The 23,770-nt window shown below is 68.5% G+C and carries 26 protein-coding genes and 1 tRNA gene; 17 read left to right on the top strand and 10 right to left on the bottom strand.

Annotation, left to right across the window (positions count from 1 at the left end; all coding sequences use genetic code 11):
* Positions 1–6: 6 nt before the first annotated feature.
* The 8 genes from tolR (at position 7) to F7Q96_RS04520 (ending at position 6,687) form a co-directional block, all read left to right on the top strand.
* Positions 7–444 (top strand): protein TolR, encoded by a 438-nt coding sequence (gene tolR, locus F7Q96_RS04555; protein ID WP_053821216.1) that lies wholly within the window; start codon positions 7–9, stop codon positions 442–444.
* 51 nt (positions 445–495) lie between these two features.
* Entirely contained in the window at positions 496–1,509 is a 1,014-nt protein-coding gene (tolA, locus tag F7Q96_RS04550) for a cell envelope integrity protein TolA (protein WP_151022184.1), read from the top strand.
* Between the two features lie 342 nt (positions 1,510–1,851).
* Positions 1,852–3,105 carry a Tol-Pal system beta propeller repeat protein TolB gene (gene tolB / locus F7Q96_RS04545; protein WP_053823001.1) on the top strand — a complete coding sequence of 418 codons (1,254 nt, stop codon included), beginning with the start codon at positions 1,852–1,854 and terminating at the stop codon, positions 3,103–3,105.
* Positions 3,106–3,126: 21 nt separating this feature from the next.
* The gene (gene pal / locus F7Q96_RS04540) at positions 3,127–3,642 is read left to right on the top strand and encodes a peptidoglycan-associated lipoprotein Pal (RefSeq protein WP_023264086.1); all 516 of its coding nucleotides are present in this window, start codon (positions 3,127–3,129) and stop codon (positions 3,640–3,642) included.
* A gap of 67 nt (positions 3,643–3,709) precedes the next feature.
* On the top strand, positions 3,710–4,468 hold the full coding sequence (gene ybgF / locus F7Q96_RS04535; RefSeq protein WP_053821217.1) for a tol-pal system protein YbgF: 759 nt from the start codon (positions 3,710–3,712) through the stop codon (positions 4,466–4,468).
* Positions 4,469–4,634: 166 nt separating this feature from the next.
* Positions 4,635–5,324: a 7-cyano-7-deazaguanine synthase QueC gene (queC, locus tag F7Q96_RS04530; protein WP_053821218.1), complete on the top strand. Its 690-nt coding sequence runs from the start codon at positions 4,635–4,637 to the stop codon at positions 5,322–5,324.
* Between the two features lie 67 nt (positions 5,325–5,391).
* Complete coding sequence (locus F7Q96_RS04525; RefSeq protein WP_053821219.1) at positions 5,392–6,504, top strand: YeeE/YedE family protein; 1,113 nt, start codon at positions 5,392–5,394, stop codon at positions 6,502–6,504.
* Positions 6,505–6,611: 107 nt separating this feature from the next.
* A tRNA-Lys gene (locus F7Q96_RS04520) sits at positions 6,612–6,687 on the top strand.
* Between the two features lie 77 nt (positions 6,688–6,764).
* Here F7Q96_RS04520 and F7Q96_RS04515 read toward each other — a convergent pair.
* From F7Q96_RS04515 to F7Q96_RS04500, 4 genes are all read right to left on the bottom strand, one after another.
* Positions 6,765–7,862, bottom strand: a complete 1,098-nt coding sequence (locus F7Q96_RS04515; RefSeq protein WP_006578190.1) for an AI-2E family transporter — start codon at positions 7,860–7,862, stop codon at positions 6,765–6,767.
* Between the two features lie 115 nt (positions 7,863–7,977).
* Positions 7,978–8,619: a DUF3318 domain-containing protein gene (locus F7Q96_RS04510; RefSeq protein ID WP_082371402.1), complete on the bottom strand. Its 642-nt coding sequence runs from the start codon at positions 8,617–8,619 to the stop codon at positions 7,978–7,980.
* Positions 8,616–8,993 (bottom strand): phage holin family protein, encoded by a 378-nt coding sequence (locus tag F7Q96_RS04505; RefSeq protein WP_053821221.1) that lies wholly within the window; start codon positions 8,991–8,993, stop codon positions 8,616–8,618. The genes F7Q96_RS04510 and F7Q96_RS04505 overlap by 4 nt, the downstream gene beginning before the upstream one ends.
* Positions 8,994–9,172: 179 nt before the next feature.
* Positions 9,173–9,490: a DUF883 family protein gene (locus F7Q96_RS04500; protein WP_315904136.1), complete on the bottom strand. Its 318-nt coding sequence runs from the start codon at positions 9,488–9,490 to the stop codon at positions 9,173–9,175.
* On the opposite strand from F7Q96_RS04500, the gene F7Q96_RS04495 reads away from it, so the two are divergent.
* Positions 9,489–9,764 (top strand): hypothetical protein, encoded by a 276-nt coding sequence (locus F7Q96_RS04495; RefSeq protein ID WP_144425743.1) that lies wholly within the window; start codon positions 9,489–9,491, stop codon positions 9,762–9,764. The two genes, F7Q96_RS04500 and F7Q96_RS04495, sit on opposite strands and share 2 nt — an antisense overlap.
* Positions 9,765–9,895: 131 nt before the next feature.
* Complete coding sequence (locus tag F7Q96_RS04490) at positions 9,896–10,540, top strand: peroxiredoxin (RefSeq protein WP_053821222.1); 645 nt, start codon at positions 9,896–9,898, stop codon at positions 10,538–10,540.
* Positions 10,541–10,735: 195 nt separating this feature from the next.
* Here F7Q96_RS04490 and F7Q96_RS04485 read toward each other — a convergent pair whose 3' ends face one another.
* Entirely contained in the window at positions 10,736–11,938 is a 1,203-nt protein-coding gene (locus F7Q96_RS04485; protein ID WP_053821223.1) for an acyl-CoA dehydrogenase, read from the bottom strand.
* A 348-nt stretch (positions 11,939–12,286) separates the two neighbouring features.
* On the opposite strand from F7Q96_RS04485, the gene F7Q96_RS04480 reads away from it, so the two are divergent.
* Positions 12,287–13,021, top strand: a complete 735-nt coding sequence (locus F7Q96_RS04480; protein WP_226994884.1) for an IclR family transcriptional regulator — start codon at positions 12,287–12,289, stop codon at positions 13,019–13,021.
* 223 nt (positions 13,022–13,244) lie between these two features.
* On the opposite strand, the gene kynA is transcribed toward F7Q96_RS04480, so the two are convergent.
* The 3 genes from kynA to kynB all read right to left on the bottom strand — a co-directional run bounded on the left by kynA (position 13,245) and on the right by kynB (position 16,211).
* Positions 13,245–14,123 carry a tryptophan 2,3-dioxygenase gene (kynA, locus tag F7Q96_RS04475; RefSeq protein ID WP_053823003.1) on the bottom strand — a complete coding sequence of 293 codons (879 nt, stop codon included), beginning with the start codon at positions 14,121–14,123 and terminating at the stop codon, positions 13,245–13,247.
* Positions 14,124–14,186: 63 nt separating this feature from the next.
* Positions 14,187–15,443: a kynureninase gene (gene kynU, locus F7Q96_RS04470; RefSeq protein ID WP_151022182.1), complete on the bottom strand. Its 1,257-nt coding sequence runs from the start codon at positions 15,441–15,443 to the stop codon at positions 14,187–14,189.
* Between the two features lie 87 nt (positions 15,444–15,530).
* Positions 15,531–16,211, bottom strand: a complete 681-nt coding sequence (gene kynB, locus F7Q96_RS04465; protein ID WP_053821224.1) for an arylformamidase — start codon at positions 16,209–16,211, stop codon at positions 15,531–15,533.
* Between the two features lie 183 nt (positions 16,212–16,394).
* Between kynB and F7Q96_RS04460 the strand changes: the two genes are divergently transcribed.
* Positions 16,395–16,877: an Lrp/AsnC family transcriptional regulator gene (locus tag F7Q96_RS04460; protein WP_053821225.1), complete on the top strand. Its 483-nt coding sequence runs from the start codon at positions 16,395–16,397 to the stop codon at positions 16,875–16,877.
* A gap of 39 nt (positions 16,878–16,916) precedes the next feature.
* Here the strand turns inward: F7Q96_RS04460 and F7Q96_RS04455 are convergent, their stop codons facing one another.
* Together F7Q96_RS04455 and F7Q96_RS04450 are read right to left on the bottom strand one after the other, a co-directional pair.
* Positions 16,917–17,348 carry a MarR family winged helix-turn-helix transcriptional regulator gene (locus F7Q96_RS04455; RefSeq protein WP_006578454.1) on the bottom strand — a complete coding sequence of 144 codons (432 nt, stop codon included), beginning with the start codon at positions 17,346–17,348 and terminating at the stop codon, positions 16,917–16,919.
* 44 nt (positions 17,349–17,392) lie between these two features.
* Positions 17,393–17,962 carry a flavin reductase family protein gene (locus tag F7Q96_RS04450; protein WP_053821226.1) on the bottom strand — a complete coding sequence of 190 codons (570 nt, stop codon included), beginning with the start codon at positions 17,960–17,962 and terminating at the stop codon, positions 17,393–17,395.
* Positions 17,963–18,155: 193 nt separating this feature from the next.
* Here F7Q96_RS04450 and F7Q96_RS04445 point away from each other — a divergent pair, with 193 nt between their 5' ends.
* The 5 genes from F7Q96_RS04445 (at position 18,156) to msrA (ending at position 23,730) form a co-directional block, all read left to right on the top strand.
* A complete protein-coding gene (locus F7Q96_RS04445; protein ID WP_053821227.1) occupies positions 18,156–19,226 on the top strand; it encodes a peptidase M29 in 1,071 nt (356 codons plus the stop codon).
* Positions 19,227–19,273: 47 nt separating this feature from the next.
* Positions 19,274–20,119, top strand: a complete 846-nt coding sequence (locus F7Q96_RS04440; protein ID WP_053821228.1) for an alpha/beta fold hydrolase — start codon at positions 19,274–19,276, stop codon at positions 20,117–20,119.
* 154 nt (positions 20,120–20,273) lie between these two features.
* On the top strand, positions 20,274–21,518 hold the full coding sequence (locus F7Q96_RS04435) for an acyl-CoA dehydrogenase family protein (RefSeq protein ID WP_053821229.1): 1,245 nt from the start codon (positions 20,274–20,276) through the stop codon (positions 21,516–21,518).
* Positions 21,515–23,125, top strand: a complete 1,611-nt coding sequence (locus tag F7Q96_RS04430) for a class I adenylate-forming enzyme family protein (protein ID WP_151022180.1) — start codon at positions 21,515–21,517, stop codon at positions 23,123–23,125. The genes F7Q96_RS04435 and F7Q96_RS04430 overlap by 4 nt, the downstream gene beginning before the upstream one ends.
* Positions 23,126–23,184: 59 nt before the next feature.
* On the top strand, positions 23,185–23,730 hold the full coding sequence (msrA, locus tag F7Q96_RS04425; RefSeq protein WP_053821230.1) for a peptide-methionine (S)-S-oxide reductase MsrA: 546 nt from the start codon (positions 23,185–23,187) through the stop codon (positions 23,728–23,730).
* Positions 23,731–23,770: the final 40 nt, after the last annotated feature.

Raw genomic sequence — 23,770 nt, 5'->3', positions numbered from 1 at the left:
CGCAGCATGGCAGCCATTCAGCGCCGCGGCGGCTCGCGCCGCCGGGCCAGCGCCGACATCAACGTCGTGCCGTATATCGACGTGATGCTGGTTCTGCTCGTCATCTTCATGGTGGCGGCGCCGATCGTCAGCCCCGCCGTGGTGGACCTGCCGACCGTGGCCGACGCCACGCCGCAGCAGAAGACCCCGCCGATCGTCGTCACCGTGCACGAGGACGGCACGCTGACCGCGCGCGGCAAGAATCCCGAGGGCGGATCGTTCGAGCGCAAGCTCGACACCCAGGGCCTGCTGGACTTCGTGCACCAGCGCCAGAACGAGAACCCGGACCAGCCGGTGGTGATCGCCGCCGCCCGTGCGGTCAAGTACGAGGCGGTGCTCGACGTGATGTCCGAACTGAAGGCCGATGGCGTCAAGCGCGTCGGCCTGATGGTCAAGTCCAAGTAACCGCTGGATGACGACCGGATGTCGCCCGGAACCCTGCCGTTAGCCTTTCCGATGAAGACCGCCGACTCCTATCCGTATCAGCCGGTCAAGGAACGCGGCACGCTGCGCTCCTTCCTGCTGGCGCTCTTCATGCATCTGCTGCTGGGCATCGTGCTGTACTACGGTGTCAACTGGCAGATCAGCACCCCGGCCGGCGTCGAAGCCGAGCTGTGGGAGGAAGTCCCCGATACTCCGGCTCCCGAGCCGGCTCCGCGGCCCCAGCCCCAGCCGACCCCGGCGCCGCCGGCGCCCGTGGCGCAGCCCAGGCCCGAAGAGGACGCCGACATCGCGCTCGAGCGCCAGAAGCGCCGCGAGGCCGAGGCGCGCGAGGCCGCACGCAAGCAGGCCGAGCTGAAGGCGCGCCAGGAGCGCGAGGAACGCGAGGCGGCCGAGCGCCGCGAGGCGCAGCGCAAGGAAGAACAACGCAAGGAAGCCCTGCGCAAGGAAGAGCAGCGCAAGGAAGAGCAGCGCAAGGAAGAGCAGCGGAAAGAGGCGCAGCGCAAGGAAGACCAGAAGCGCGCCGACGAGCAGAAGCGCAAGGAACAGGCCGAGCGCGAACGCAAGGAAGAGCAGGCGAAGAAGGCCAAGGCGGATGCCGAGGCCAAGGCCAAGGCCAAGGCCGACGCGGAGGCGAAGGCCAGGCGCGAGGCCGCCGCCAACGCGCAGCGCCAGGCCGAACTGGCCCGCCTGAAGGCGCTCGCTGGCGGCAGCGGCTCCGGCGGCGGCACCTCGGACAACGCCGGCTCGGGCGGCCGCGCCTCGCCGGGCTATGCCGACAAGGTACGCCGCCGGGTCAAGCCGAACATCGTGTTCACCGAGGACGTGCAGGGCAACCCGACCGCCGTGGTGTCGGTGTCGCTGGCGCCGGACGGTTCGCTGCTGTCGGCCCGCCTGTCCAAGTCCAGCGGCAATTCGGCCTGGGACAACGCCGTGCTGCGCGCGGTCGAGCGTTCCGACCCGCTGCCGCGCGACGACAACGGCAAGGCACCGTCCAGCTTCACGATCACCTTCCGGCCCAAGGACTGAGCCGGGGAAGCGGGGAAGCGTATGATTTGCAACATAGTGCAACCGGGATCGCTGGCCGCGGGGCGGCTGGCTACCATCGACGGTTGCCTGGCGCGGCCCGGCGGCGCCTCGCTCCGCGCGCCGTTGCCGACGCGTCCGATCATCGATTGACGATCTCGATATAGATAGAGGAGCAGCATGCGATCGCTATTGACCCCGCTTTGGGCCCCGCTTTTGGCTCATTTGGCCCGTCCGGCCCATGGGGGCTTCGCCTATCGGGCGGCCGACGCCCGCCAACGCACCCCGGCGACCTCGCCCGCCAGCCGGCGCACCGCCCGTTCGGCCGTGCTGGCCTGGATCACGATGGCGCTGGCCATGATGCTGACGATGGGCACCGCCCACGCCCAGCTGAACGTCGAAATCTCCGGCGTCGGCTCCAGCCAGTTCCCGATCGCCGTCGCCAACTTCCAGAATGAAGGCGCGGCGCCGACCAACCTGACGGCGATCATCCGCGCCGACCTGCAGCGCAGCGGCCGCTTCCGCAACGTCGACGTGGCCGGCGCGACCGTGCCCGAGACCGCCAACGTCGACCTGGCCGGCTGGAAGACCCGCGGCGCCGACGCCTTCGTGGCCGGCAGCGTCACGCCGGCCGGCGGCGGCCGCTACGAGGTCCGCTTCCGCCTGTACGACACCGTCAAGGGCGCCAGCCTGGGCGGCCTGGCCTTTACCGTCGGCCAGGACCAGCTGCGCGTGACCGCGCACAAGATTGCCGACTATATCTACGAGAAGCTGCTGGGCGAGCGCGGCGTGTTCGCGACCCGTCTGTCCTACGTCTCGCGCGTCGGCAACCGCTTCCAGCTGCTGATCTCGGACTCCGACGGCCAGAATTCGCGCGTCGCGCTGACCAGCAACGAGCCGATCATCTCGCCGTCGTGGTCGCCGGATGGCGCCAAGGTGGCCTACGTCTCGTTCGAGGCGAAGAAGCCGGTCGTCTATGTCCATGACCTGGCCACGGGCCGCCGCACGCTGGTGTCGAACCAGAAGGGCAACAACAGCGCGCCGGCATGGTCGCCGGATGGCCGCCATCTGGCGCTGGCGCTGTCGCGCGACGGCAATACGCAGATCTATCAGGTCAACGCCGACGGTTCGGGGCTGCGCCGCCTGAGCCGCAGCAGCGCGATCGATACCGAGCCGCAGTATTCGCCGGACGGCCGCCATATCTACTTCACCAGCGACCGCGGCGGCGCGCCGCAGATCTACCGCATGCCGGCCGCCGGCGAGGAGTCGGGCGCGGCGCAGCGCGTGACCTTCAAGGGCAACTACAACGTCAGCCCGCGGGTTTCGCCGGACGGCAAGCAACTGGCGTACATTAGCCGCGGCGGTGGCTTCAAGCTGCAGCTGATGGACCTGGGCAGCGGCGATGTCACCGCGCTGACCGATACGGCCAACGACGAGGCGCCCAGCTTCGCGGCCAACGGCAAGTACATTCTCTACGCCACTCGCGTCGGCGGTCGCGCGGTGCTGGCGGCGGTGTCGACCGATGGACGTACCAAGCAGGTTTTGTCGCTCCAGTCCGGCGAGGTTCGCGAGCCGTCCTGGGGACCCTTCATGCAATAACAGAAACAGGAGCCTCCTACCATGTCCAACATGATGACCAAGTCTCTCGCCATCGCCGTTCTGCTGACCCTCGGCGCCTGCTCGTCGGGCGTCAAGCTCGACGACTCAGCCAAGGCCGGCGCCGGCACCGGCGGCGCCGCGACCACCGACCCGCGCGCCGTCGCGCCGGTCGATGTCTCGCGCGATCCGCTGAACGACCCGAACAGCCCGCTGGCCCGCCGCAGCGTCTACTTCGACTTCGACAGCTACAGCGTCAAGCCGGAATACCAGGGCATGCTGAACGAGCACGCCAAGTACCTGCAGGGCAACCGCAGCCGCCGCATCCTGATCCAGGGCAACACCGACGAGCGCGGTACCAGCGAGTACAACCTGGCGCTGGGCCAGAAGCGTGCCGAGGCGGTGCGCCGTTCGCTGGCGACGATGGGCGTGCCCGAGAGCCAGATGGAAGCGGTCAGCCTGGGCAAGGAAAAGCCCAAGGCGCTGGGCCATGACGAAGCGTCGTGGGCCGAGAACCGCCGCGCCGATATCGTCTATTGATTCGCGTCCATTGATACCCTCTGGGTTCGTTTCGATCCGTTGATCCCGCGCTGAAGAAAGTCGATCCATGAAAGCACGCGTCTCTACCTTGTCGTGGCTAGTCGCCGCAGTTTGTGCCGGCCTGTTGCCGGTCGCCCAGGCGCAGGCCGGTGTCTTCGACGATGACGAGGCGCGTCGCGCCATCATCACGCTGCGAGAGCAGTTCAATGGCTTCCAGGCCACTGCCTCGCAGCGGATCGACCAGAACAGCCGCGCCCAGATCGATATCCAGAACCAGCTCGAAGGGCTGCGCCAGGAAGTGGCGCGCCTGCGGGGCCAGAACGAGGTGCTGCAGAACGAGGTAGCGAATCTGCAGCGCCAGCAGAAGGACTACTACGCGGACCTGGACGCGCGGCTCAAGAAGTTCGAGCCGCAGCAGGTCACCGTGGAAGGCCAGCAGGGGATGGCCCAGCCGGGCGAGAAGACCGAGTACGACGCCGCGCTCAAGCAGTTCCAGACCGGGGACTTCAAGGGCGCCGGCGCCAACTTCTCGGCCTTCATCAAGAAGTATCCGCAGAGCCCGTACCTGCCGCTGGCTCAGTACTGGCTGGGCAATTCGCTGTACGCCCAGCGCGACTACCGCGGCTCGATCACGGTGCTGCAGAACATGGTGCAGGCGAATCCGACGCACCCCAAGGTGCCCGACGCGATGATCGCGATCGCCAACAACCAGCTGGAGTCGAACCAGAAGGTGGCGGCGCGCAAGACGCTGGAGCAGGTGGTGGCCAAGTACCCCGGTACCGAAGGCGCCCAGGCGGCCAGCAACCGGTTGAAGACGCTGAAGTAGATCGCGCCCGACGTAGCGCGACTGCCCGGCGGCGACGCCGGCGTCCGAAGTGCCAAGGCCCGCGCGAGCGGGCCTTTTTTCGTGGTCGCGCTACAATAACGGGTTACCCGATTTACTGCGAGGGCCGGTAGTCCTTCGCGCGCTACCCCGGCACACGCCCCCAAAGATGACCCAACGCGCAATCGTCCTGCTTTCCGGCGGTCTGGACTCCGCCACCGTGCTCGCCATGGCCAAGGCCCAGGGCTTCGAGACCTACGCGCTGTCGATGCGCTACGGCCAGCGGCATTCGTCGGAACTGGAGGCGGCCAAGCGGGTCGCCGCGGCGCTCGGCGCCAGGCGGCACGAGATCGTCGACCTGGACCTGCGCCGCTTCGGCGGCTCGGCGCTGACCGACGACGCGCTGGAGGTGCCGACCGACGGCGCGGCAGGCGGTATCCCGGTGACCTACGTGCCGGCGCGCAACACGATCATGCTGTCGCTGGCGCTCGGCTGGGCCGAGGCGATCGGCGGCCGCGACCTGTTCTTCGGCGCCAATGCGGTCGACTACTCGGGCTACCCCGATTGCCGTCCGGAATACGTGCAGGCCTACGAGGCGCTGGCGAATCTCGCCACCAAGGCCGGTGTCGAGGGTGAACGCATCCGCGTCCACGCGCCGATCATCGACATGACCAAGGCCGAGATCATCCAGGCCGGTGTCCGGCTCGGCGTCGACTACGGCATGACGGTGTCGTGCTACCAGGCCGACGAGCAGGGCCGTGCCTGCGGCGTCTGCGATTCCTGCCGGATCCGCCGTGCGGGATTCGAGGCCGCGGGCGTGCCCGACCCGACCCGATACCAGAACGCCGCGGCATCCTGACCGCAACCTGCAGCGTCGCGGTTCGCTCCGCTTGCTCCTTATCGTCCTGCCACCGGCAACCCCCGCCATGCCTGAAATCGACGTCCCCGCGCTCACGCGCACCGTGCTGGCCTGCACCTTTGCCCTGACCTTCCTGTTCGGGGCGGTCCTGCAGCGCACGCACTTCTGCACCATGGGCGCTGTCTCCGACATCGTCAACATGGGCGACTGGACCCGCATGCGCATGTGGGTGCTGGCGATCGGCGTCGCGATGATCGGCACCGGTGTGCTGGCGTGGTCCGGACAGATCGATCCGGCGCGGACCATCTACGCGGCCGACAAGCTGACCTGGCTGTCGGCGCTGGTCGGCGGGCTGCTGTTCGGCTTCGGCATGGTGCTGGCCTCGGGGTGCGGCAGCAAGACGCTGGTGCGGATCGGCGCCGGCAACCTGAAGTCGCTGGTGGTATTCGTGTTCCTGGGCCTGTCGGCGTATATGACGCTGCGCGGGCTGTTCGGCGTGATTCGTGTCAATACCGTCGACGCGGTGGCGATGCAGCTGCCGACCTCGCAGGACCTGCCGTCGCTGCTGGCGCAGACCGGCCTGTCGCGCGGCACGCTGCAGCTGGTGCTGGGCCTGCTGCTCGGCGGCGTGCTGTCGCTGTGGGCGCTGGCCGGCAAGGGCTTCCGCACGTTCGACAACCTGCTCGGCGGCATCGCGGTCGGCCTGATCATCGTCGCGATGTGGTACGTGTCCGGCCATCTCGGCTTCGTGCCGGAAGATCCCGATACGCTGGAAGAGGTGTTCGTCGCCACCAACAGCGGCCGCATGGAAAGCCTGAGCTTCGTCGCGCCGTATGCCTATACGCTGGACTGGCTGATGATGTTCAGCGACAAGAGCAAGGTGCTGACGGTCGGCATCGTCAGCGTGATCGGCGTGATCGCCGGCGCCGCGGCCTATGCGCTGGCCTCGCGCACGTTCCGCTGGGAAGGCTTCGGCAATGCCGAGGATGTCGCCAACCATATCGTCGGCGGCATCCTGATGGGTGCGGGCGGCGTGACCGCGCTGGGCTGCACGATCGGGCAGGGCCTGTCGGGCGTATCGACGCTGGCGATCGGTTCCTTCATCGCGCTGGCCGGCATTCTGCTAGGCGCCGTGCTGGCGTTCCGCTATCAGATGTGGCGGCTCGAGCGGATGGTCTGAACGGCACGGTCAGGCATCACGGGGCCCGCCGCGAATCCAGCCCGCCAAGGGCATTGCCGTTGACATGAGCAAGCGAAGCTGACTATAATCGCGGCTTCGGTTTTTTCGGGTCGTTAGCTCAGCCGGTAGAGCAGCGGACTTTTAATCCGTTGGTCGCAGGTTCGAATCCTGCACGACCCACCAGTATTGCGAAGGGCCTGTGGCGCAAGCCGTAGGCCCTTTTTGCATGGTGCCGCCGTGTCGCCGCCAGGCCGGGCGTCTCAGCGGCCCGGCGTCGGCGGCTGGGTCGGCGGCGTCGGCGTCTTGGTCGTCGTCGTGTTCGACTCGGTCTCGCGCATCGACACGAACAGGTCCCAGCTGGCGATGAACAGCGCGGCGATCAGCGGGCCGATCACGAAGCCGTTGATGCCGAACAGCGCCATGCCGCCCAGCGTCGAGATCAGGATCACCCAGTCCGGCATCTTGGTGTCCTTGCCGACCAGGATCGGGCGCAGCACGTTGTCGACGGCGCCGATCACCAGCGCGCCGAACGCGATCACCGTGATGCCCTTCCAGATCACGCCGGTCAGCAGGAAATAGATCGCGACCGGTCCCCAGATCAGGCCGGCGCCGACCGCGGGCAGCAGCGACAGCACCGCCATCACCACGCCCCACAGCACCGCGCCCTGGATGCCGAGCACCGCGAACAGCAGGCCGCCGAGCAGGCCCTGCAGCGCGGCCACGGCGATATTGCCCTTGATGGTCGCGCGGATCACGCCGGTGAACTTCAGCAGCAGCATCTGCTTGTGTTCGTCGCTCAGCGGCAGCGCCAGGCGGATCCTGCGCGTCAGCTTGGCGCCGTCGCGCAGCAGGAAGAACAGCAGATACAGCATCACGCCGAAGCTGATGACGAACTGGAAGGTGTTCTGGCCGATGCTGAGCGCCTGCGTGGCCAGGTACTGGCTGATCTGGCCCGCCGCGGTGGCCAGTTTTTCCTGGATCGAGGCGACGTCGTTGAGCTCGAGCCGGGTCAGCGCCGAGTTCAGGCTCGACGGCAGTGCCGCCACGGCCTGTTCGAAATAGGCGGTGAAATTGATATGGCCCGAGCGGATCTGGTGCACCACCGCGGTGGTTTCATTGAGCAGCGAGGCGGTGACCAGGAACATCGGCAGCACCACCACCAGCAGGCATAGCAGCAGCGTAATCAGCGCGGCGAGGTTCGGATGGCCGCGCATCTTGCGCGTCAGCAGATTGTTCAGCGGGGTGAAGATGATCGCCAGGATCACGCCCCAGAATACCGCGCCGAAAAACGGCTGGAGCACCCAGAAGAAGGCGATGGTGACGATGGCCAACAGGATGTAGAAGGCCTTCTGGTGCATGGCGGTTCAGTGTCGAGGTGTCAAGGACACGAGATGGAATGGGCGATGCGCCGGCGAGCTGGCGGCCCGCCCGGATGCCAGTGCGATCTGGTGTCCTGCGGCGGGTCGCGACGGTTCAGCGTACCAGCGGATCGTGAAAACCGGTATCGGCGCGTGCGCCGGCGGCGTCGCGGGCGGTCCCGGCTGCCGGGACATTGCCTTCGGGCGTCTGCGCGCGCGCCTGCTGAAAGGTCCGCCAGGCCCAGTAGCCTGCGCCGGCAACCGCGCCCAGCTTGGACAGCTTCCAGCCCCAGCGCAGCACCGGCACGCGCCGCATCAGCGGCAACGCCAGCGACAGTGCCGAGCTCATGACCGGATAGTCCTTGGCCATGCCGAGCAGCTTCCACATCGATTGGGGCCGCGCCATGCGCGGCAGCCAGGCGCCGATGCGGCCGATGTTGCGGACGCTGGCGCGCACGTCGGCAAGCGATTGCGCGCAATCGTAGCGTTCGAGGGCCGCGCGCGTGATCAGCAGCTCCTTGCGCACCGCCAGCGGCAGCCGCACCTCGCGGTCCGTGCGCCGGCGTGCCGGCGGTTCGGATCGGGCGGTCCGGGCGCCGACGCCGGTCGGCGGCATCGGCGGCAGTCCGGCTTCGTTCAGCGCCGCGGCCGAGGGCGCGGCGTAAGCGTCGGCCGACGATTCCGCGGAGGCGGCTGGCGTCGGGGCCGGTGTCGGGACCGGAGTGGAGGCCGGTGTTGGAGCGGGGGTCGGTGTCATTGGCGCAGGCTCTCCCGGTCCTTGTCGATTTCGGCCAGCGTGGCTTCGAACATCGGCGGCGAATTGCGGATGATGTTGCGTGCGGCGAGCAGGCAGATGCCGCCGAGCAGCAGATAGACCACGACCACCGCGCTCAGCGCCTGCACCCGGTAGTTGTCCCAGAACAGCAGCACGATCAGGCCGGTCAACGCGAACAGCGAGAGTCCGAAGAAGATCAGGCCGACCAGCGCCAGCAGCGCCATGCGCAACAGCCGCGATTTTTCCTCGGACAGTTCGACGCTGGCCAGTTCCAGTCGGGTCTGCACCATCGCCGCCACCGAGCTGCCCAGTGTGCGCAGCGAGTCCAGCAACTTGGGTGAGGAGGTGTCGGTCATGCGGTTCCGCTGATTGGAGTGTCGTCATGCGCCGCGTCGCGGCACCCGGCAGGAGGGGGCCCGCGCCGTCGGCGCGCCGCGGGCGCCCGCGAACGGGGCCCGGCTTGGCGCCGGCGCAGGCCGGCAAGTCGCGGTCGGGCGCGGGAACCGGCTGGTTCCTTCGGCCCGACCGGCAGCCCTTACTTGCGATTCAGCAGCAGGCCGATCAGCAGACCGGCGCCGGCGGCGATGCCGACCGCGCGCCAGGGATGGTCATGTACGTAGTCGTCGGTGGCGCGGGCCGCGGCCTTGCTCTTGGTGACGACGGCGTCCTGCAGATCCTGCGCTTTTTCCTTGGCTTGCTTCAGCAGGCCCATGCCACGCTCGCGCAGTTCGGCGGCCTTCTCGCCGGTGGTCGAGGCGGCTTGCTTGAGCAGTTCCTCGGCATCGGACAGGACGGTTTTGACATCGCTCATCAGTTTCTCCTGGTTGCGGGCGGTTGTTTCGGATAGTTGCATGTTGGCCTTCCTCGCTCTCGTAGGGTGTCTTCGCCTTGCTGCGGTCCAAGCATTTCCTAGGATATGCGGCGCTCAGCAATGGTTTCAAGACAGCGAGTCCTACAAGTCATGTAGGACATCGGCGCAGCGCGAGGCAAACCTTAATCGTTTTGCCCGGCCGGCACGCCGTCAGGCGTCGCGTGCCGCTCCGGCGCGTCCCGATCGCGAGGTGGCGGCGGGTTTCGGCGTCACGCCGGAGTCTTCGACGATTGATTCGGCAAATGACTTCGCGTGATGTTGTAGTGACTTTATATTTGTTTGTGTCTCACCGCAATCGGAATAGACTGGTCTGAGTCCGGGCGCTGGCGGCCCGGAGGCAAGCAACATTGGACAGACGACTGACGACCGACAGGCAAGGAGGCAACCATGGCACTCAGGCTAGGCGACATTGCGCCGGACTTCGAACAGGATTCCAGCGAAGGCCGCATCCGCTTTCATCAATGGCTGGGCGACAGCTGGGGCGTGCTGTTCTCCCATCCGGCGGACTTCACGCCAGTCTGCACGACCGAGCTGGGACTGACGGCCAAGCTGAAGGACGAGTTTGCCAAGCGCAACGTCAAGGCGATCGCGCTGTCGGTCGACCCGGTCGAGTCGCACCTGGGCTGGATCCAGGACATCAACGAAACGCAGGGCTGCCAGGTCAATTTCCCGATCCTGGCCGACGCCGACCGCAAGGTGTCCGAGCTCTACGACATGATCCATCCGAACGCCAACGAGACGCTGACGGTGCGCTCGCTGTTCGTGATCGATCCGAACAAGAAGGTGCGGCTGATCATCACCTATCCGGCCAGCACCGGCCGCAACTTCAACGAGATCCTGCGCGTCATCGATTCGCTGCAGCTGACCGACAAGCATAGCGTGGCGACGCCCGGCAACTGGCAGCAGGGCGAGGATGTGGTGATCGTGCCGTCGTTGAAGGACGAAGAGGTGATCAAACAGAAGTTCCCGAAGGGCTACAAGGCGATTCGCCCGTACCTGCGGATGACGCCGCAGCCGGACAAGCAGCAATAAGCGTCCCGGGAAACGAAAACAGAAACGGAAACGCCGCCCGGGCCCGCGTGGTGCAAGCGGGCCCCCGGCGGCGGCAACGGTGTCGTACCGACGGGTTCGCCCGTCGTCTCCTTGGTAGTGTGCTTTGGCCCGGCGACAGCCGGGCCTTTTTATTGGCCGTGCTCGCGTGCCCGGCCCGGTTCCGCACGAGGCCGCTCAGAAGAATGCCTGGATGCCGGTCTGCGCGCGGCCCAGGATCAGCGCGTGGATGTCGTGCGTGCCCTCATAGGTGTTGACCACCTCGAGGTTGACCACATGGCGGATCACGCCGAACTCGTCCGAGATGCCGTTGCCGCCGAGCATGTCGCGCGCCACGCGGGCGATGTCGAGCGACTTGCCGCAGGAGTTGCGCTTCATGATCGAGGTGATCTCGACCGCCGCGGTGCCTTCGTCCTTCATCCGGCCCAGGCGCAGGCAGCCCTGCAGGCCCAGCGTGATCTCGGTCTGCATGTCGGCCAGTTTCTTCTGCACCAGCTGGGTCGCGGCCAGCGGGCGGCCGAACTGCTTGCGGTCCAGCGTGTACTGGCGTGCGGTATGCCAGCAGAACTCCGCGGCGCCGAGTGCGCCCCAGGCGATGCCATAGCGCGCCGAGTTCAGGCAGGTGAACGGACCCTTCAGGCCGCTGACGCCCGGCATCAGGTTCTCTTCCGGCACGAACACCTGGTCCATGACGATTTCGCCGGTGATCGAGGTACGCAGCCCGACCTTGCCGTGGATCGCCGGCGCGCTCAGGCCCTTCCAGCCCTTTTCCAGGATGAAGCCGCGGATGGTTTCCTTGCCGCCGTTCTGCGGATCGTCGGCGAGCTTTGCCCACACGACGAACACGTCGGCGATCGGCGAGTTGGTGATCCACATCTTCGCGCCGCTCAGCTCGTAGCCGCCGTCCACCTTCTTCGCGCGCGTCACCATCGAGCCCGGATCGGAGCCGTGGTTCGGCTCGGTCAGGCCGAAGCAGCCGATCCATTCTCCGGTGGCCAGCTTGGGCAGGTACTTCTGCTTCTGCGCCTCGCTGCCGAATTCGTAGATCGGCACCATCACCAGCGACGACTGCACGCTCATCATCGAGCGGTAGCCCGAATCGACGCGCTCGACCTCGCGCGCGATCAGGCCGTAGCTGACGTAGTTCAGCCCCGGGCCGCCGTACTGCTCGGGAATGGTCGGTCCGAGCAGGCCGAGTTCGCCCATCTCGCGGAAGATGGTCGCGTCGGTCTTTTCATGCCGGAACGACTCCAGCACGCGGGGCATCAGCTTGTCCTGGCAGTAGGCCGCGGCGGCGTCGCGCACCATGCGTTCGTCGGCGGTCAGTTGCTGGTCGAGCAGCAGCGGGTCGGCCCAGTGGAATTCGGCGTTGGCGGCCATCGAGGTCTCCTTCGGTAGAGCGGTAAACGCGGGTCAGCGTGATTGAAGTCGGTAATCGGCGCGGCGAACCGGCTGGCGAGGTGCCGCCGGGCTTGTTTTGAAGTTCCGCATTGCGGAACCGTGTTCCGATGCGTTAGTATAGCGCAAAGCGTCCGGCCGGCAACACCCATGTCCTGCCGTCTGGAAACGCCCGGACTTCCTTTCACCGCATTTCAACGCCTTTCGACCGAGGAGCCCGCCGTGGCCAACTCCGACGTGCTTTCTCCCGCCGCCACCGCCGCCAACGAGGTTCCGGACGGCAAGCCCGAGCGTGCGGCGCGCGAGAGCGATCCGAACTTCGTCACCGCGCTGGCCCGGGGCCTGGAGCTGCTGCGGTGCTTTCGCACCGGCGAGTCGATGCTGGGCAACCAGGATTTCGTGCGGCGCACCGGCCTGCCGAAGGCGACCGTCAGCCGCCTGGCCGGCACGCTGGTGCAACTGGGGTATCTGCGCTACGACGACAGCCTGGGGAAGTACGCGCTGGACGCCGGCGTGCTGGCGCTCGGTTTTGCCTACCTGTCGGCCTCCGGCGTGGTGGCGCTGGCGCGGCCCCATATGCTGGCGTTCGCGCAGACGCATGGCGTGTCGGTGTCGCTCGGCAAGCGCGAGCGGCTGGAGGTCATCTATCTGGAGTCGATCCGCAACGATGCCGGCTCGATGCTGGGGCTCGGCGTCGGATCGCGGCTGTCGCTGGTGTCGAGTTCGATGGGGCGCGCCTATCTGGCGGCGCTGCCCGGGCCGAAGCGCGAACGCCTGCTGGCAGAATTCGCGCAGGCCTATCCGGAGCAATGGAAGGCGCAGCAGGCGCCGATGCGCGCGGCGGTGGCGGAGGCCGAGCAACGCGGCTACGCGGCCTCGTTCCGCGACTGGCACCCGGCCATCCACGCCTGTGCGGTGGCGTTCCGGCCGATCGGCGAGAAGGACATCCACATGCTGAGCTGCAGCGCGTCCTACGGCAGCGTCGACGAAGCGACGTTCCACCGGACGCTGGCGCCCGCGCTGCGCGCGCTGGCGGCGCGGTTGTCGGAGGGCGCCGCGCGCTGAGAGCGGCGGCGTCCCGGCCGATGTGGTTGCTCGGGCCGCCGAGGCGGCCGAGGCGGCCGAAGCCGCTGTGCCGCTGAGGGGGGCGGGGCCGCAGAGACCGCAGAGGCCGCTGAGGTAGCCGGGCCGCCGGGCCGCAGAGGCCGCTGAGGTGGCCGGGCCGCAGAGGCCGCCCCGGTCATCCGAGTCGCTTGGGTCGCCGGGGCCGCTCAGCGAGCGATCGCCATCACAGGTCCGTGCGCAGCTTCCACAGCTCGGGGAACAGCACGATGTCGAGCATCTTGCGCAGATAGCCGACGCCCTCGGTGCCGCCGGTGCCGCGCTTGAACCCGATCACGCGTTCGACCGTGGTGACATGGCGGAAGCGCCATTGGCGGAAGGCATCCTCCAGATCGACGAACTTCTCGCCGAGCTCGTACAGCTCCCAGTGCGCTTCGGGCCGGCGATAGACCTCGAGCCACGCCGCCTCGACCGAGGCGTTGTAGCCGGCCGGCTCGGTCCAGTCGCGCTCGAGGCAGGCCGCGTCGATCGCGAGGCCGCGCCGCGCCATCAGCCGGATCGCCTCGTCGTACAGCGACGGCGTGCGCAGCGCCTGCTCGACCAGCGCATGGTGCTGCGGACGGTGCGCGTGCGGGCGCAGCATCGCGGCGTTCTTGTTGCCGAGGATGAATTCGATCTCGCGGTACTGGAACGACTGGAAGCCCGACGACATCCCCAGATAGGGCCGCATCGCCGAATACTCCGGCGGCGTCATCGTCGCCAGCACGTTCCACGCCTGCACCAGCTGGTCCATGATGCGCGACACCCGCGTCAGCATCTTGAACGCCGGCGGCAGGTCGTCGCGCCGCACCGCTTCGCGCGCGGCGCGCAGCTCATGCAGCATCAGCTTCATCCACAGCTCGGTGGTCTGATGCTGGACGATGAACAGCATCTCGTTGTGATCCGGCGACAGCGGATGCTGCGCGTTCAGGATCTGGTCCAGCGCGAGATAGTCGCCGTAGCTCATCTGCTGGCGCATGTCGAGCTGGGCGCCATGCCACTGGTCGCCGGACCGGGTGCCGGCCTCGCGGATCCCTTCTGCCTGGTGCGCCGCGCCGCCCGACATCGGGCAGCCGCCGTGTCCGGCCTTGATGTTCTTCGATTCCATGGTCATCGTTTCGCTCGCTGCTCAGGTCACCGCCGTGCGCGTCTGGAAGCGCGCCGCTTCGTAGGCGCCGCTGTCGAGCACGTCGCGCAGCACCTCCACCGCATCCCAGACGTCCGCAAAACCAGTGTAGAGCGGCGTGAAGCCGAAGCGGATGATCCGGGGCTCGCGGTAGTCGCCGATCACGCCGCGCTCGATCAGCGCCTGCATCACGGCATAGCCCTGCGGATGGGCGAAGCTGACCTGGCTGCCGCGGCGCGCATGCTCGCGCGGCGTGACGAGCGTCAGCGGATGATGGCCGCAGCGCGCTTCGACCAGCGCGATGAACAGGTCGGTCAGCTGCAGCGACTTGGCGCGCAGCGTCTGCATGTCGGTGCGGCCGAAGACCTCCAGCCCGCATTCGACCATCGCCAGCGACGTCATCGGCTGCGTGCCGCACAGGAAGCGCGAGACGCCGCTGCGCGGGCGATAGTCGGGCTCCATCGCGAACGGCGCGGCGTGGCCCCACCAGCCCGACAGCGGTTGCCAGAAGGCGTCGCGCAGCGCCGGCGCGACCCACAGGAAAGCTGGCGAACCAGGGCCGCCGTTCAGGTACTTGTAGGTGCAGCCGACCGCGTAGTCGGCGCCGGACTCGCGCAGCGCGACCGGCACCGCGCCCGCCGAATGCGCCAGATCCCAGACCGTCAGCGCGCCGCGCGCATGCGCCAGCTCGGTCAGCGCCGCCATGTCCAGCATCTCGCCGGTCTTGTAGTTGACGTGGGTCAGCATCAGCACCGCGGTATCGTCGCGCACCGCGGCGTCGATCTCGTCGGGGCTGTCGACCAGGCGCAGCGAATAGCCTTGCTGCAGCAGATCCGCCAGGCCCTGGGCGATATACAGATCGGTCGGGAAGTTGCTGCGCTCGGAGACGATGACCTTGCGGCCCGGCGCGCGCAGGCCCTGCACGCGCAGCGCGGCGGCCAGCACCTTGAACAGGTTGACCGAGGTGGTGTCGGTGACGACGACCTCGTCCGGGCCGGCGCCGACCAGCGGGGCCAGCAGATTGCCCAGGCGCTGCGGCAGCTCGAACCAGCCGGCGGTATTCCAGCTGCGGATCAGGCCCTCGCCCCATTCCTGCTCGACCACCTGGGCGGCGCGGGCCGCGGCCGCGCGCGGGCGGGCGCCCAGCGAATTGCCGTCCAGATAGATCACGCCGTCGGGCAGCGCGAAGGCGTCGCGCAGCGGGCGCAAGGGGTCTTGCCGGTCCAGCGACAGGCAGTGCTCGCGGGTAGTTGCGGTCATGGGTTCCTTGATGATGGTTGGCGATCGCCGTCGGGGGGGGCGATCGCTGTCAATGCCGGGATGCGGGGATGCCGGGCCGGTCGCCGCTCAGGCCAGGCTGCGCAGCACCGCCCGCACCGGGCTGGCGTCGAGCCCGGCAAGGCGCAGCGGCAGCGCGATCAGTTCGTAATCGCCGGGCGCGACGGCGTCGAGCACCAGCCCTTCGAGAATCGCCATCCGATGCTTTCGCACCATCCGATGCGCGTCCATGGTCTTCGATGGCTGCGGATCGAGCGACGGCGTGTCGATACCGATCAGCCGCACGCCGTGTTCGGCCAGCAGCGCGATGGTTTCCGGCGCCACCGCGCAGAAGTCCGGGTCCCATTCGGCCAGCGGCGCGCTGCGGTAGGTCCGCAGCAGCACGCGCGGCGGCACGCGTGCCGGTGCGCTCGCCAGCGCGCCCGCGATCTGTTCCGGCCGGACCAGCGGCGCGGCGCCGATGCAATGGATCACGCGGCAGGGGCCGAGGTACGGGTCCAGATCGACCTCGCCGATCGGCGCGCCGTCGGCCGCGTAGTGCAGCGGTGCGTCGGCATGCGCGCCGGTGTGCGGCGACAGCGTGATGCGGCCGACATTGACCGGGCAGTGCTCGTCCATCTGCCAGGCGGCCTGCTGCTGGAACGGCGTGTCGCCGGGCCAAACCGGCGTCGCCGGCGACAGCGGCGGGCTGATGTCCCACAGCGTGCGGGCCGGGGGCGAGGGCGGGGAAGCGGAAAAACCGTCGGACATGGGGCTGGCGCCTCGGTGCGGGGATGGATGGAATGCGGAAGCGATTGACGCGACACGGCAGTCGCGCCGCTCCGGGCATGATAGTCAAGATTCCGAGAAAGAGGCTTGCTATTTCGACGGCTGTTCCAGCCATATTTCGCATAGAATTCCATGAATCGAATTCATGATGAAATAATCTTCGACATGACCCTGGACCCGATCGATCTACGCATCCTGACCTGCCTGCAGCAGAACGGCCGCATCAGCAACCAGGACCTGGCCGAGCGCGTGGCGCTGTCGCCGTCGGCCTGCCTGCGGCGGGTGCGGCTGTTGGAGGAAAGCGGCGTGATCGGCGGCTATCGCGCGTGGTTCGACGCCGAGCGGCTGGGGCTGGAACTGGAGGCGATCGTGCAGGTATCGATGCGGCCGGCGGTCGAGGGGTGGCACGACACGTTCAACGCGGCGGTGCAGTCGTGGCCCGAGGTGCTGTCGGCCTATGTGATCACCGGCGACAGCAACTACATCCTGCGCGTGCAGGCGCGCAATCTGAAGCACTACTCCGACTTCATCGTGAACCGGCTCTATCGGACTCCGGGCGTGATGGACATCCGCTCGAACATCGTGCTGCAGCGGATCAAGACCGAGGGCTCGCCATTGGCGCTGGTGCAGCCCGGCGCGCAGGGCTAGCGCGCCGCCCCGCGAGCAGGGCGCCAGCCTGGCGGCGGCTCAGCGCCGCGCATGCAGCGCGATCAGCCGGCGCAGCGTTTCCTTCAACTGGTCGCCCTGGCTGGCCCCGAACGCGGCCAGCACCTGGGCCTCATGTTCGGCCGCCTGGACCAGCAGCGGCCGGGCGCGTTCGCGGCCGCGCTCGGTGATCGATACCAGCGCCTGGCGCCGGTCGGGCGCGCCTTCGCGGCGGCGCTCGACCAGGCCATCGGCCGTCATGCGGTCGAGCAGCTTGGTCAGTGTCGGCTGCTTGGTCAGCGTGATATCGGCGAGCGCACCGACCGTGCAGACGTCGCGGTCGGCCAGCGTCGCCAGCACGCGCCACTCGGGCACGCTCAGGCCCGCGGCCTCGACCTTGCGGTGGAATTCCCCCGATACCAGATGGCTGGCGCGCGCCAGCAGATAGGGCAGATAACCGTCGACGAAGGGCATGGTCACGTTCGGCCTGTTCGGCGGGCGCTGTGGGGGCGGCGCGTTCAGTCGCGCAGCGGGCAGGTGGTGGAGAACGCGCCGCCCTGGAACACCAGCGGCAGGCCGCCGCTGTCGTGGATGCCGCAGCGCTCGACCTCGCCGACGAAGATCACGTGATCGCCCTCGTCGTAACGGCTGCGGTTGTGGCATTCGAACCAGGCCAGCGCATTGGCCAGGATCGGCAGGCCGGTGGCGGACAGGCGGTAATCGACGCCGGCGAAGCGGTCGCCCTTGAGCGTGGCGAAGCGCTGGCACAGGTCCAGCTGCGTGGCGGCCAGCACGTTGATGATGTAGTGCGAGCCGCCCCGGAACATCGGCAGGCTGTTGGCGCGTGTGGCCATGCTCCACAGCACCAGCGGCGGATCGAGCGAGACCGAATTGAACGAGCTGGCGGTGATGCCGACGAAGGGCGGATCGGCCGGCGATTCGCGCATGGCGCGTGTGGTGATGACGGTCACCCCGGTGGCGAACTGCGACAGCGCGCGGCGGAAATGCAGCGCGTCGAAGTCCGGCGCGGCGGCCTGGCCGTGCGGCGTCGGGTCCCGGTCAGGCGGGTTGGCGTCGGGAAATCCCATAGGTCGGGTACCGCTGATTTCCATGAAATTTCATATATTATTTGCCGCAGAACGCAGAATCACAAGCGAAGAAACACAAGCAATCCATACGGGCGCGGGATCGCAAACGGCAAGGCGGGGCTTTGCTGCGACTGCCGCGGAACGCACCGAGGGGCGGGGCCCGGCCCCCAATCAGCAGCAGAGGAGGAGCGTCATGCTCGTCGAGCAGATCGAACACCGCTGGCTGGCGGCCTTTCGGCGGACGCTGGAGCTGTGCGCGCTTTCCGCGGGTGAAGTTGTCGGCATTGTATCGGAGTCGCAATCCCGACAAGTCATCGTGGACTTGGCCGAGCTGGCCGTACAGGCGCTGGGTGCGACCCCGATCCGCGTGCGCGTGCCGACCCCCGCGCTGCAGGCGCCGGCGCCGGTGCGCTCGACCGGCGCCAGCGACGCGTTGCAGCGGCTTGAACCGGTCGTCGCCGCGCTGTCGCGCTGCCATCTGGTGCTGGACTGCACCGTCGAAGGCCTGCTGCATGCGCCCGAATTGCCGCGGATCCTGCAGGGCGCCGACGGCGTCGTGCCGCGGCTGCTGATGATCAGCAACGAACATCCCGAAATTCTGGAACGCTGCGTGCCCGATCCCGAGCTCGAGACCGCGGTGCGCGCGGCAATGCGGCGGCTGCGCGGTGCATCCGGGATGCGCGTGACCTCCGGCGCCGGCACCGACCTGCGCATCGGCCTGGCCGGCGCGCGCGTCGGCGGCGTCTGGGGCTATTGCAACAAGCCGGGCCAGGTCGCGCACTGGCCGGGCGGGCTGTGCCTCGCGTTCCCCGCCACCGGGCAGGTCAACGGCACGCTGGTGCTGGCGCCGGGCGACGTCAACCTGACCTTCAAGACCTATCTGCGCGATACGGTGGTCTGCCATGTCGAGAACGACTACATCGTCGGCATCGAGGGCAACGGCGTCGATGCCGACATGATGCGCGGCTATTACGCGGCCTGGGCCGACAAGGAGGGCACGCGCGACGCCTACGCGGTCTCGCATGTCGGCTGGGGCATGAACCCACAGGCGCGCTGGGACGCGCTGACCTTCTACGACAGGCGCGACTGCAACGGCACCGAGCTGCGCGCGTTCGCCGGCAATTTCCTTTACTCGACGGGCGCCAACGAAGTGGCCGGCCGCCATACGCTCGGCCATTTCGATCTGCCGCTGCGCGGCTGCACGGTGACGCTCGATGGCGTGGCCGAGGTCGAGCAGGGCCGGCTGGCGGCCATGCCGCGGTGACCTGTCGATCCACCGATCCGCCTATCCCTTCCAAGACAGGAGCTTCGATGTCCCAGCCTGACTCCCGCCGCGACGCCCAGCGCGATGCCACGATCCGCCACGCCAACGGCGTTGCCACGCTGGTCCGCGGCGACGGTCCCGTCGCGGTCGTGATGCTGCATGGCATCGGCGGCGGCAAGGCGGCGTGGCCCGCGCAGTTCGACGCGCTCGGCGACGCCGGCTATCGCGCCGTCGCCTGGGACATGCCCGGCTACGGCGACAGCGCGACGATCGATCCTTACGACTTCGCCGGCCTCGCCGCCGCGCTGGCGCCGGTGCTGCAAGCGGAGCGCGATGCCGGGCGGCGCGTGGTGCTGCTCGGCCACAGCATGGGCGGCATGGTCGCGCAGCAGGCCTGTGCGGCGATGCCCGCGGCGATCGACGGCATGGTGCTGTCGGGCACCTCGCCGGCTTTCGGGAAGGCCGACGGCGACTGGCAGCGCGGCTTCATCGCGGCCCGCACCGCGCCGCTCGACGCGGGCCGCACGATGGCCGAGATGGCGGCCGGCCTGGTGCGCGGCATGGTCGCGCCCGATGCGCCGGCGGACGCGGTGGCCTTCGCCACGCGCGTGATGGCGAGCGTGCCGCCCGACACCTATCGCGCCGCGCTGCATGCGCTGGTGCGGTTCGACCAGCGCGAGGCGCTGGCGCGCATCGCGGTGCCGGTGCTGGCGCTGGCCGGCGAGCACGACGCCAATGCCGCGCCGGCCGTGATGGAACGGATGGCGGCGCGCATCCCCGGCGCCGAGTACCGCTGCCTGCCGGGCGTCGGCCATCTGGCCTGCATGGAGCGGCCGGCGCGGTTCAACGAGGCCGTGCTCGATTTCCTGGCGCGGCATTTTCCGGTCCGCTGACGTCGGCCCGGACGTGTCGAAGCAAGGCGCCACCGCACCCCGGCACCACCGCACAACCGCACCACCGCACAACCGCACCACGGCACAACCGAACCGACGCACCGACGCACTACCGCACCCAACTCATAACAAGCTGACCACGAGAGACACCATCATGCCCCTGGACTTCGTTCCCGCTGTCGGCGAGGCCGATTTCACCGACGATCAGGTCCGTCTGCTGACGCTGGCCAACCGGCTCGGCCGCGAACGCTTCGCGCCGCGCGCGGCGCAATGGGACCGCGAGGCAAGCTTCCCGTTCGCCAACTACGACGACCTGCGCGAGGCCGGGCTGCTGGCGCTGTGCGTGCCGAAGGCCTTCGGCGGCGAGGGCGCGGACTTCGCGACCTACTGCATGATCGGCGCGGAGATCGGCCGCTTCTGCGGCGCCACCGCGCTGACCTACAACATGCATATCTGCTCGACGATGTGGACCGGCATGCTGGCCGACGGCATCGCGATGACCGACGCGCAGCGCGCCGAACACGCGGCCCGGCGCGAGCTGCATTTCGCGCGCGTGGTCAAGGACGGCGCCGTCTATGCGCAGCCGTTCTCCGAAGGCTCGGCGGCCGCGGCCGGCAAGGCGCCGTTCGGCACCACCGCGCGCAAGGTCGACGGCGGCTGGCTGCTGAACGGCCGCAAGATCTTCGCGTCGCTGTCGGGCGCGGCCGACTACTACGGCATCCTCTGCACCGAGGACCGCGGCGATCATCATCCCGACATGCGCGACACGCTGTATATCGCGGTGCCCGGCAAGGCGGAAGGACTGACCGTGACCGGCGACTGGGATCCGATGGGCATGCGCGGCACGGTCTCGCGCACGCTGCTGCTCAAGGACGTGTTCGTGCCCGACGACGAGCAGCTGATGCCGCGCGGCGTCTACTACAAGGCTGCGCAGACCTGGCCCGCGATGTTCTTCACGCTGTCGCCGACGTATCTCGGCGTGGCGCAGGCCGCCTATGACTTCACCGTGCAATACCTGCGCGGCGAAGTGCCCGGGCAGCCCCCGGTCAAGCGCCGGATGTACCCGACCAAGCAGATCGCGGTGGCGCAGATGCGCATCCAGCTCGAGTCGATGCGCTCGCTGTTCTGGCGCGTCATCCACGAGGCGCGGCCCAACCCGACCAAGGACCAGCGCATGCGTCTCTACGCCGCGCACTACGCGGTGATGGAGGGGGCCAACGATATCGCACGGCTGGCGATCCGCACCTGCGGCGGGCAGTCGATGCTCAAGGACCTGCCGCTCGAGCGGCTCTATCGCGATTCGCGCTGCGGCGCGCTGATGCTGCCGTGGACCGCCGAGCTGATCCTCGACCGCATGGGCCGCGAGACGCTGTACGAACCGGGCGAGCGCGACGAATGAGCGGCGCCTGCGGAGGACGGCCGCATCTGGATGCGGCCAGCGTCGGCGCGCTGCTGCGGCCGCTGCACGCGCTGGCCGACACGCAGCCGCAACGCCCGGCGCTGCATGTTGGCGGCCGCACCATCGGCTATGCCAAGCTGTGGAGCCGCATCGAGCGCGTCGCCGCGCATCTGCTGGCCGACTGGGGCATCGCGCGCGGCGACCGTGTGGCGACGCTATGCCTGAACCACGATCTGCAGCTGGCGCTGCTGTTCGCCTGCGCGCGGCTCGGCGCGATCTTCGTGCCGCTGAACTACCGGCTGGCGGTGCCGGAGCTTGCCGCCATCGCATCGCACGCCGGCGTGCGTGCGATCTTCCATGACGATGCGCATGCGCAGACCGCGGCGGCGGTCGCGCGTGCCGCCGAAGGCGATGCGTTGCCCCGTACGTTGTCCGGTGCCGTCCGCCATGCCCATATCGACCGGCTGATCGACAGTCCGGCCCCGCCCGAGCCGACCGAAGCACCGATCGGCCCGATGCCCGACGACACGCCGCTGCTGCTGGTCTACACGTCCGGCACCACCGGTCAGCCCAAGGGCGCCCTGCATACGCAGGCGGCGCTGCTGGCCAATGCGCGCGCCAGCTGGTGGGCGCACGAGATGCGCGACAGCGACCATGTCCTGTCGACGCTGCCGCTGTTCCATGTGGGCGGGCTGTGCATCCAGACCGTGCCGGCGCTGCTGCTGGGCGCACAGGTGACGCTGCACGAACGCTTCACGCCGGACGCCTGGCTGCAGGCGTTGGCCGGCGCACGGCCGACGCTGTCGCTGATGGTGCCGGCCACGCTGCGCGCGGTGCTCGAGCATCCCGGCTGGGCCGACGCCGACCTGAGCGTGCTGCGCGGCGTGATGGCCGGCTCGTCGACGATCCCGCGCGCCTATATCGATGCCTTCCATGCGCGCGGCGTGCCGATGGGGCAGGTCTACGGCGCCACCGAGACCGGTCCGGTATCGATCGTGCTGCGCCTGCACGAAGCGATGGCGCGGCCCGGTTATGCGGGCTGGCCGCAGCCCGAGGCGCAGGTGCGGCTGCTTGGCCGCGACGGCAACGAAGTGGCGGACGGCGAGGTCGGCGAGATCTGCATCCGCGCCAGCAATCTGATGCAGGGCTACTGGCGCGAGCCGTCCCATCCCGGCTTCGTCGACGGCTGGTTCCGCTCGGGCGATCTCGCGCATCGCGACGCCGACGGCTGCATCGAGGTGGTCGGGCGCAGCAAGGACATGATCATCTCGGGCGGCGAGAACATCTATCCGGCCGAGATCGAGAACGCGCTGGTCGCGTTGCCCGGCGTGGCCGAATGCGCGGTGGTGGGTTTGCCCGATCCGCGCTGGGGCGAGGTGCCGGTGGCGGTCATCGTCCCCGCGCCGGGCGCGGACCGCGCGGCGCTCGCCACCGAACCGCTGCGCAAGGCGTTGGCGGAGCGCATTGCCCGCTTCAAGCTGCCGCGCGAGGTGGTGCTGCTCGACGCGCTGCCCAGGAGCGCGCTCGGCAAGGTCCTGAAGCCGCAGTTGCGCGCGACGCTGGAGGCGGCGCGGGGCGGCAGCGGCGGCAGCGGCGGCACGAACTGAGCGCGGCGGGTATCATCGTTCGATCGCGCCTTGCCGCGCATCCCAACGGGTAAGCATCCATGGAAGATCGAACCGAAATCGCCACGCTCGGTGGCGGCTGCTTCTGGTGCCTGGAGGCGGTCTATCAGCAGGTCGAGGGCGTGACCGCGGTGGAGTCCGGCTATACCGGCGGCCATGTCGACGATCCCAGCTATGAGCAGGTCTGCAGCGGTGACACCGGCCATGCCGAAGTGGTGCGGGTGTCGTTCGATCCGTCGGTGATCTCCTATCGCGAGATCCTCGAGATCTTCTTCGCGATCCACGATCCGACCACGCTCAATCGCCAGGGCAACGACGTCGGCACGCAATACCGCTCGGTGATCTACACCCACTCGGACGCGCAACGTGCGACCGCGCAGCAGGTGATGGCCGACATCGCCGCGCGCCAGCTGTACGACGGGCCGCTGGTCACGCAGGTCGAGCCGGCGCAGCGCTACTGGCGCGCCGAGGCCTATCACCAGAACTACTTCCGCAATCATCCCGAACAGGGCTATTGCGCCTTCGTGATCTCGCCGAAGGTGGCCAAGTTCCGCAAGAGCTTCGCGCACCGCTTGCGCGCGCAGTAAGCGCGCAGTAAACGCGCAATACGCCAATCACAGCCAACAC

This window comes from Cupriavidus gilardii (genome assembly GCF_008801915.1).
In the GTDB taxonomy this organism is placed as follows: domain Bacteria; phylum Pseudomonadota; class Gammaproteobacteria; order Burkholderiales; family Burkholderiaceae; genus Cupriavidus; species Cupriavidus gilardii.
Note: the sequence above shows the minus strand (reverse complement) of the source record. Positions and strands in the feature narration are given on the sequence as shown.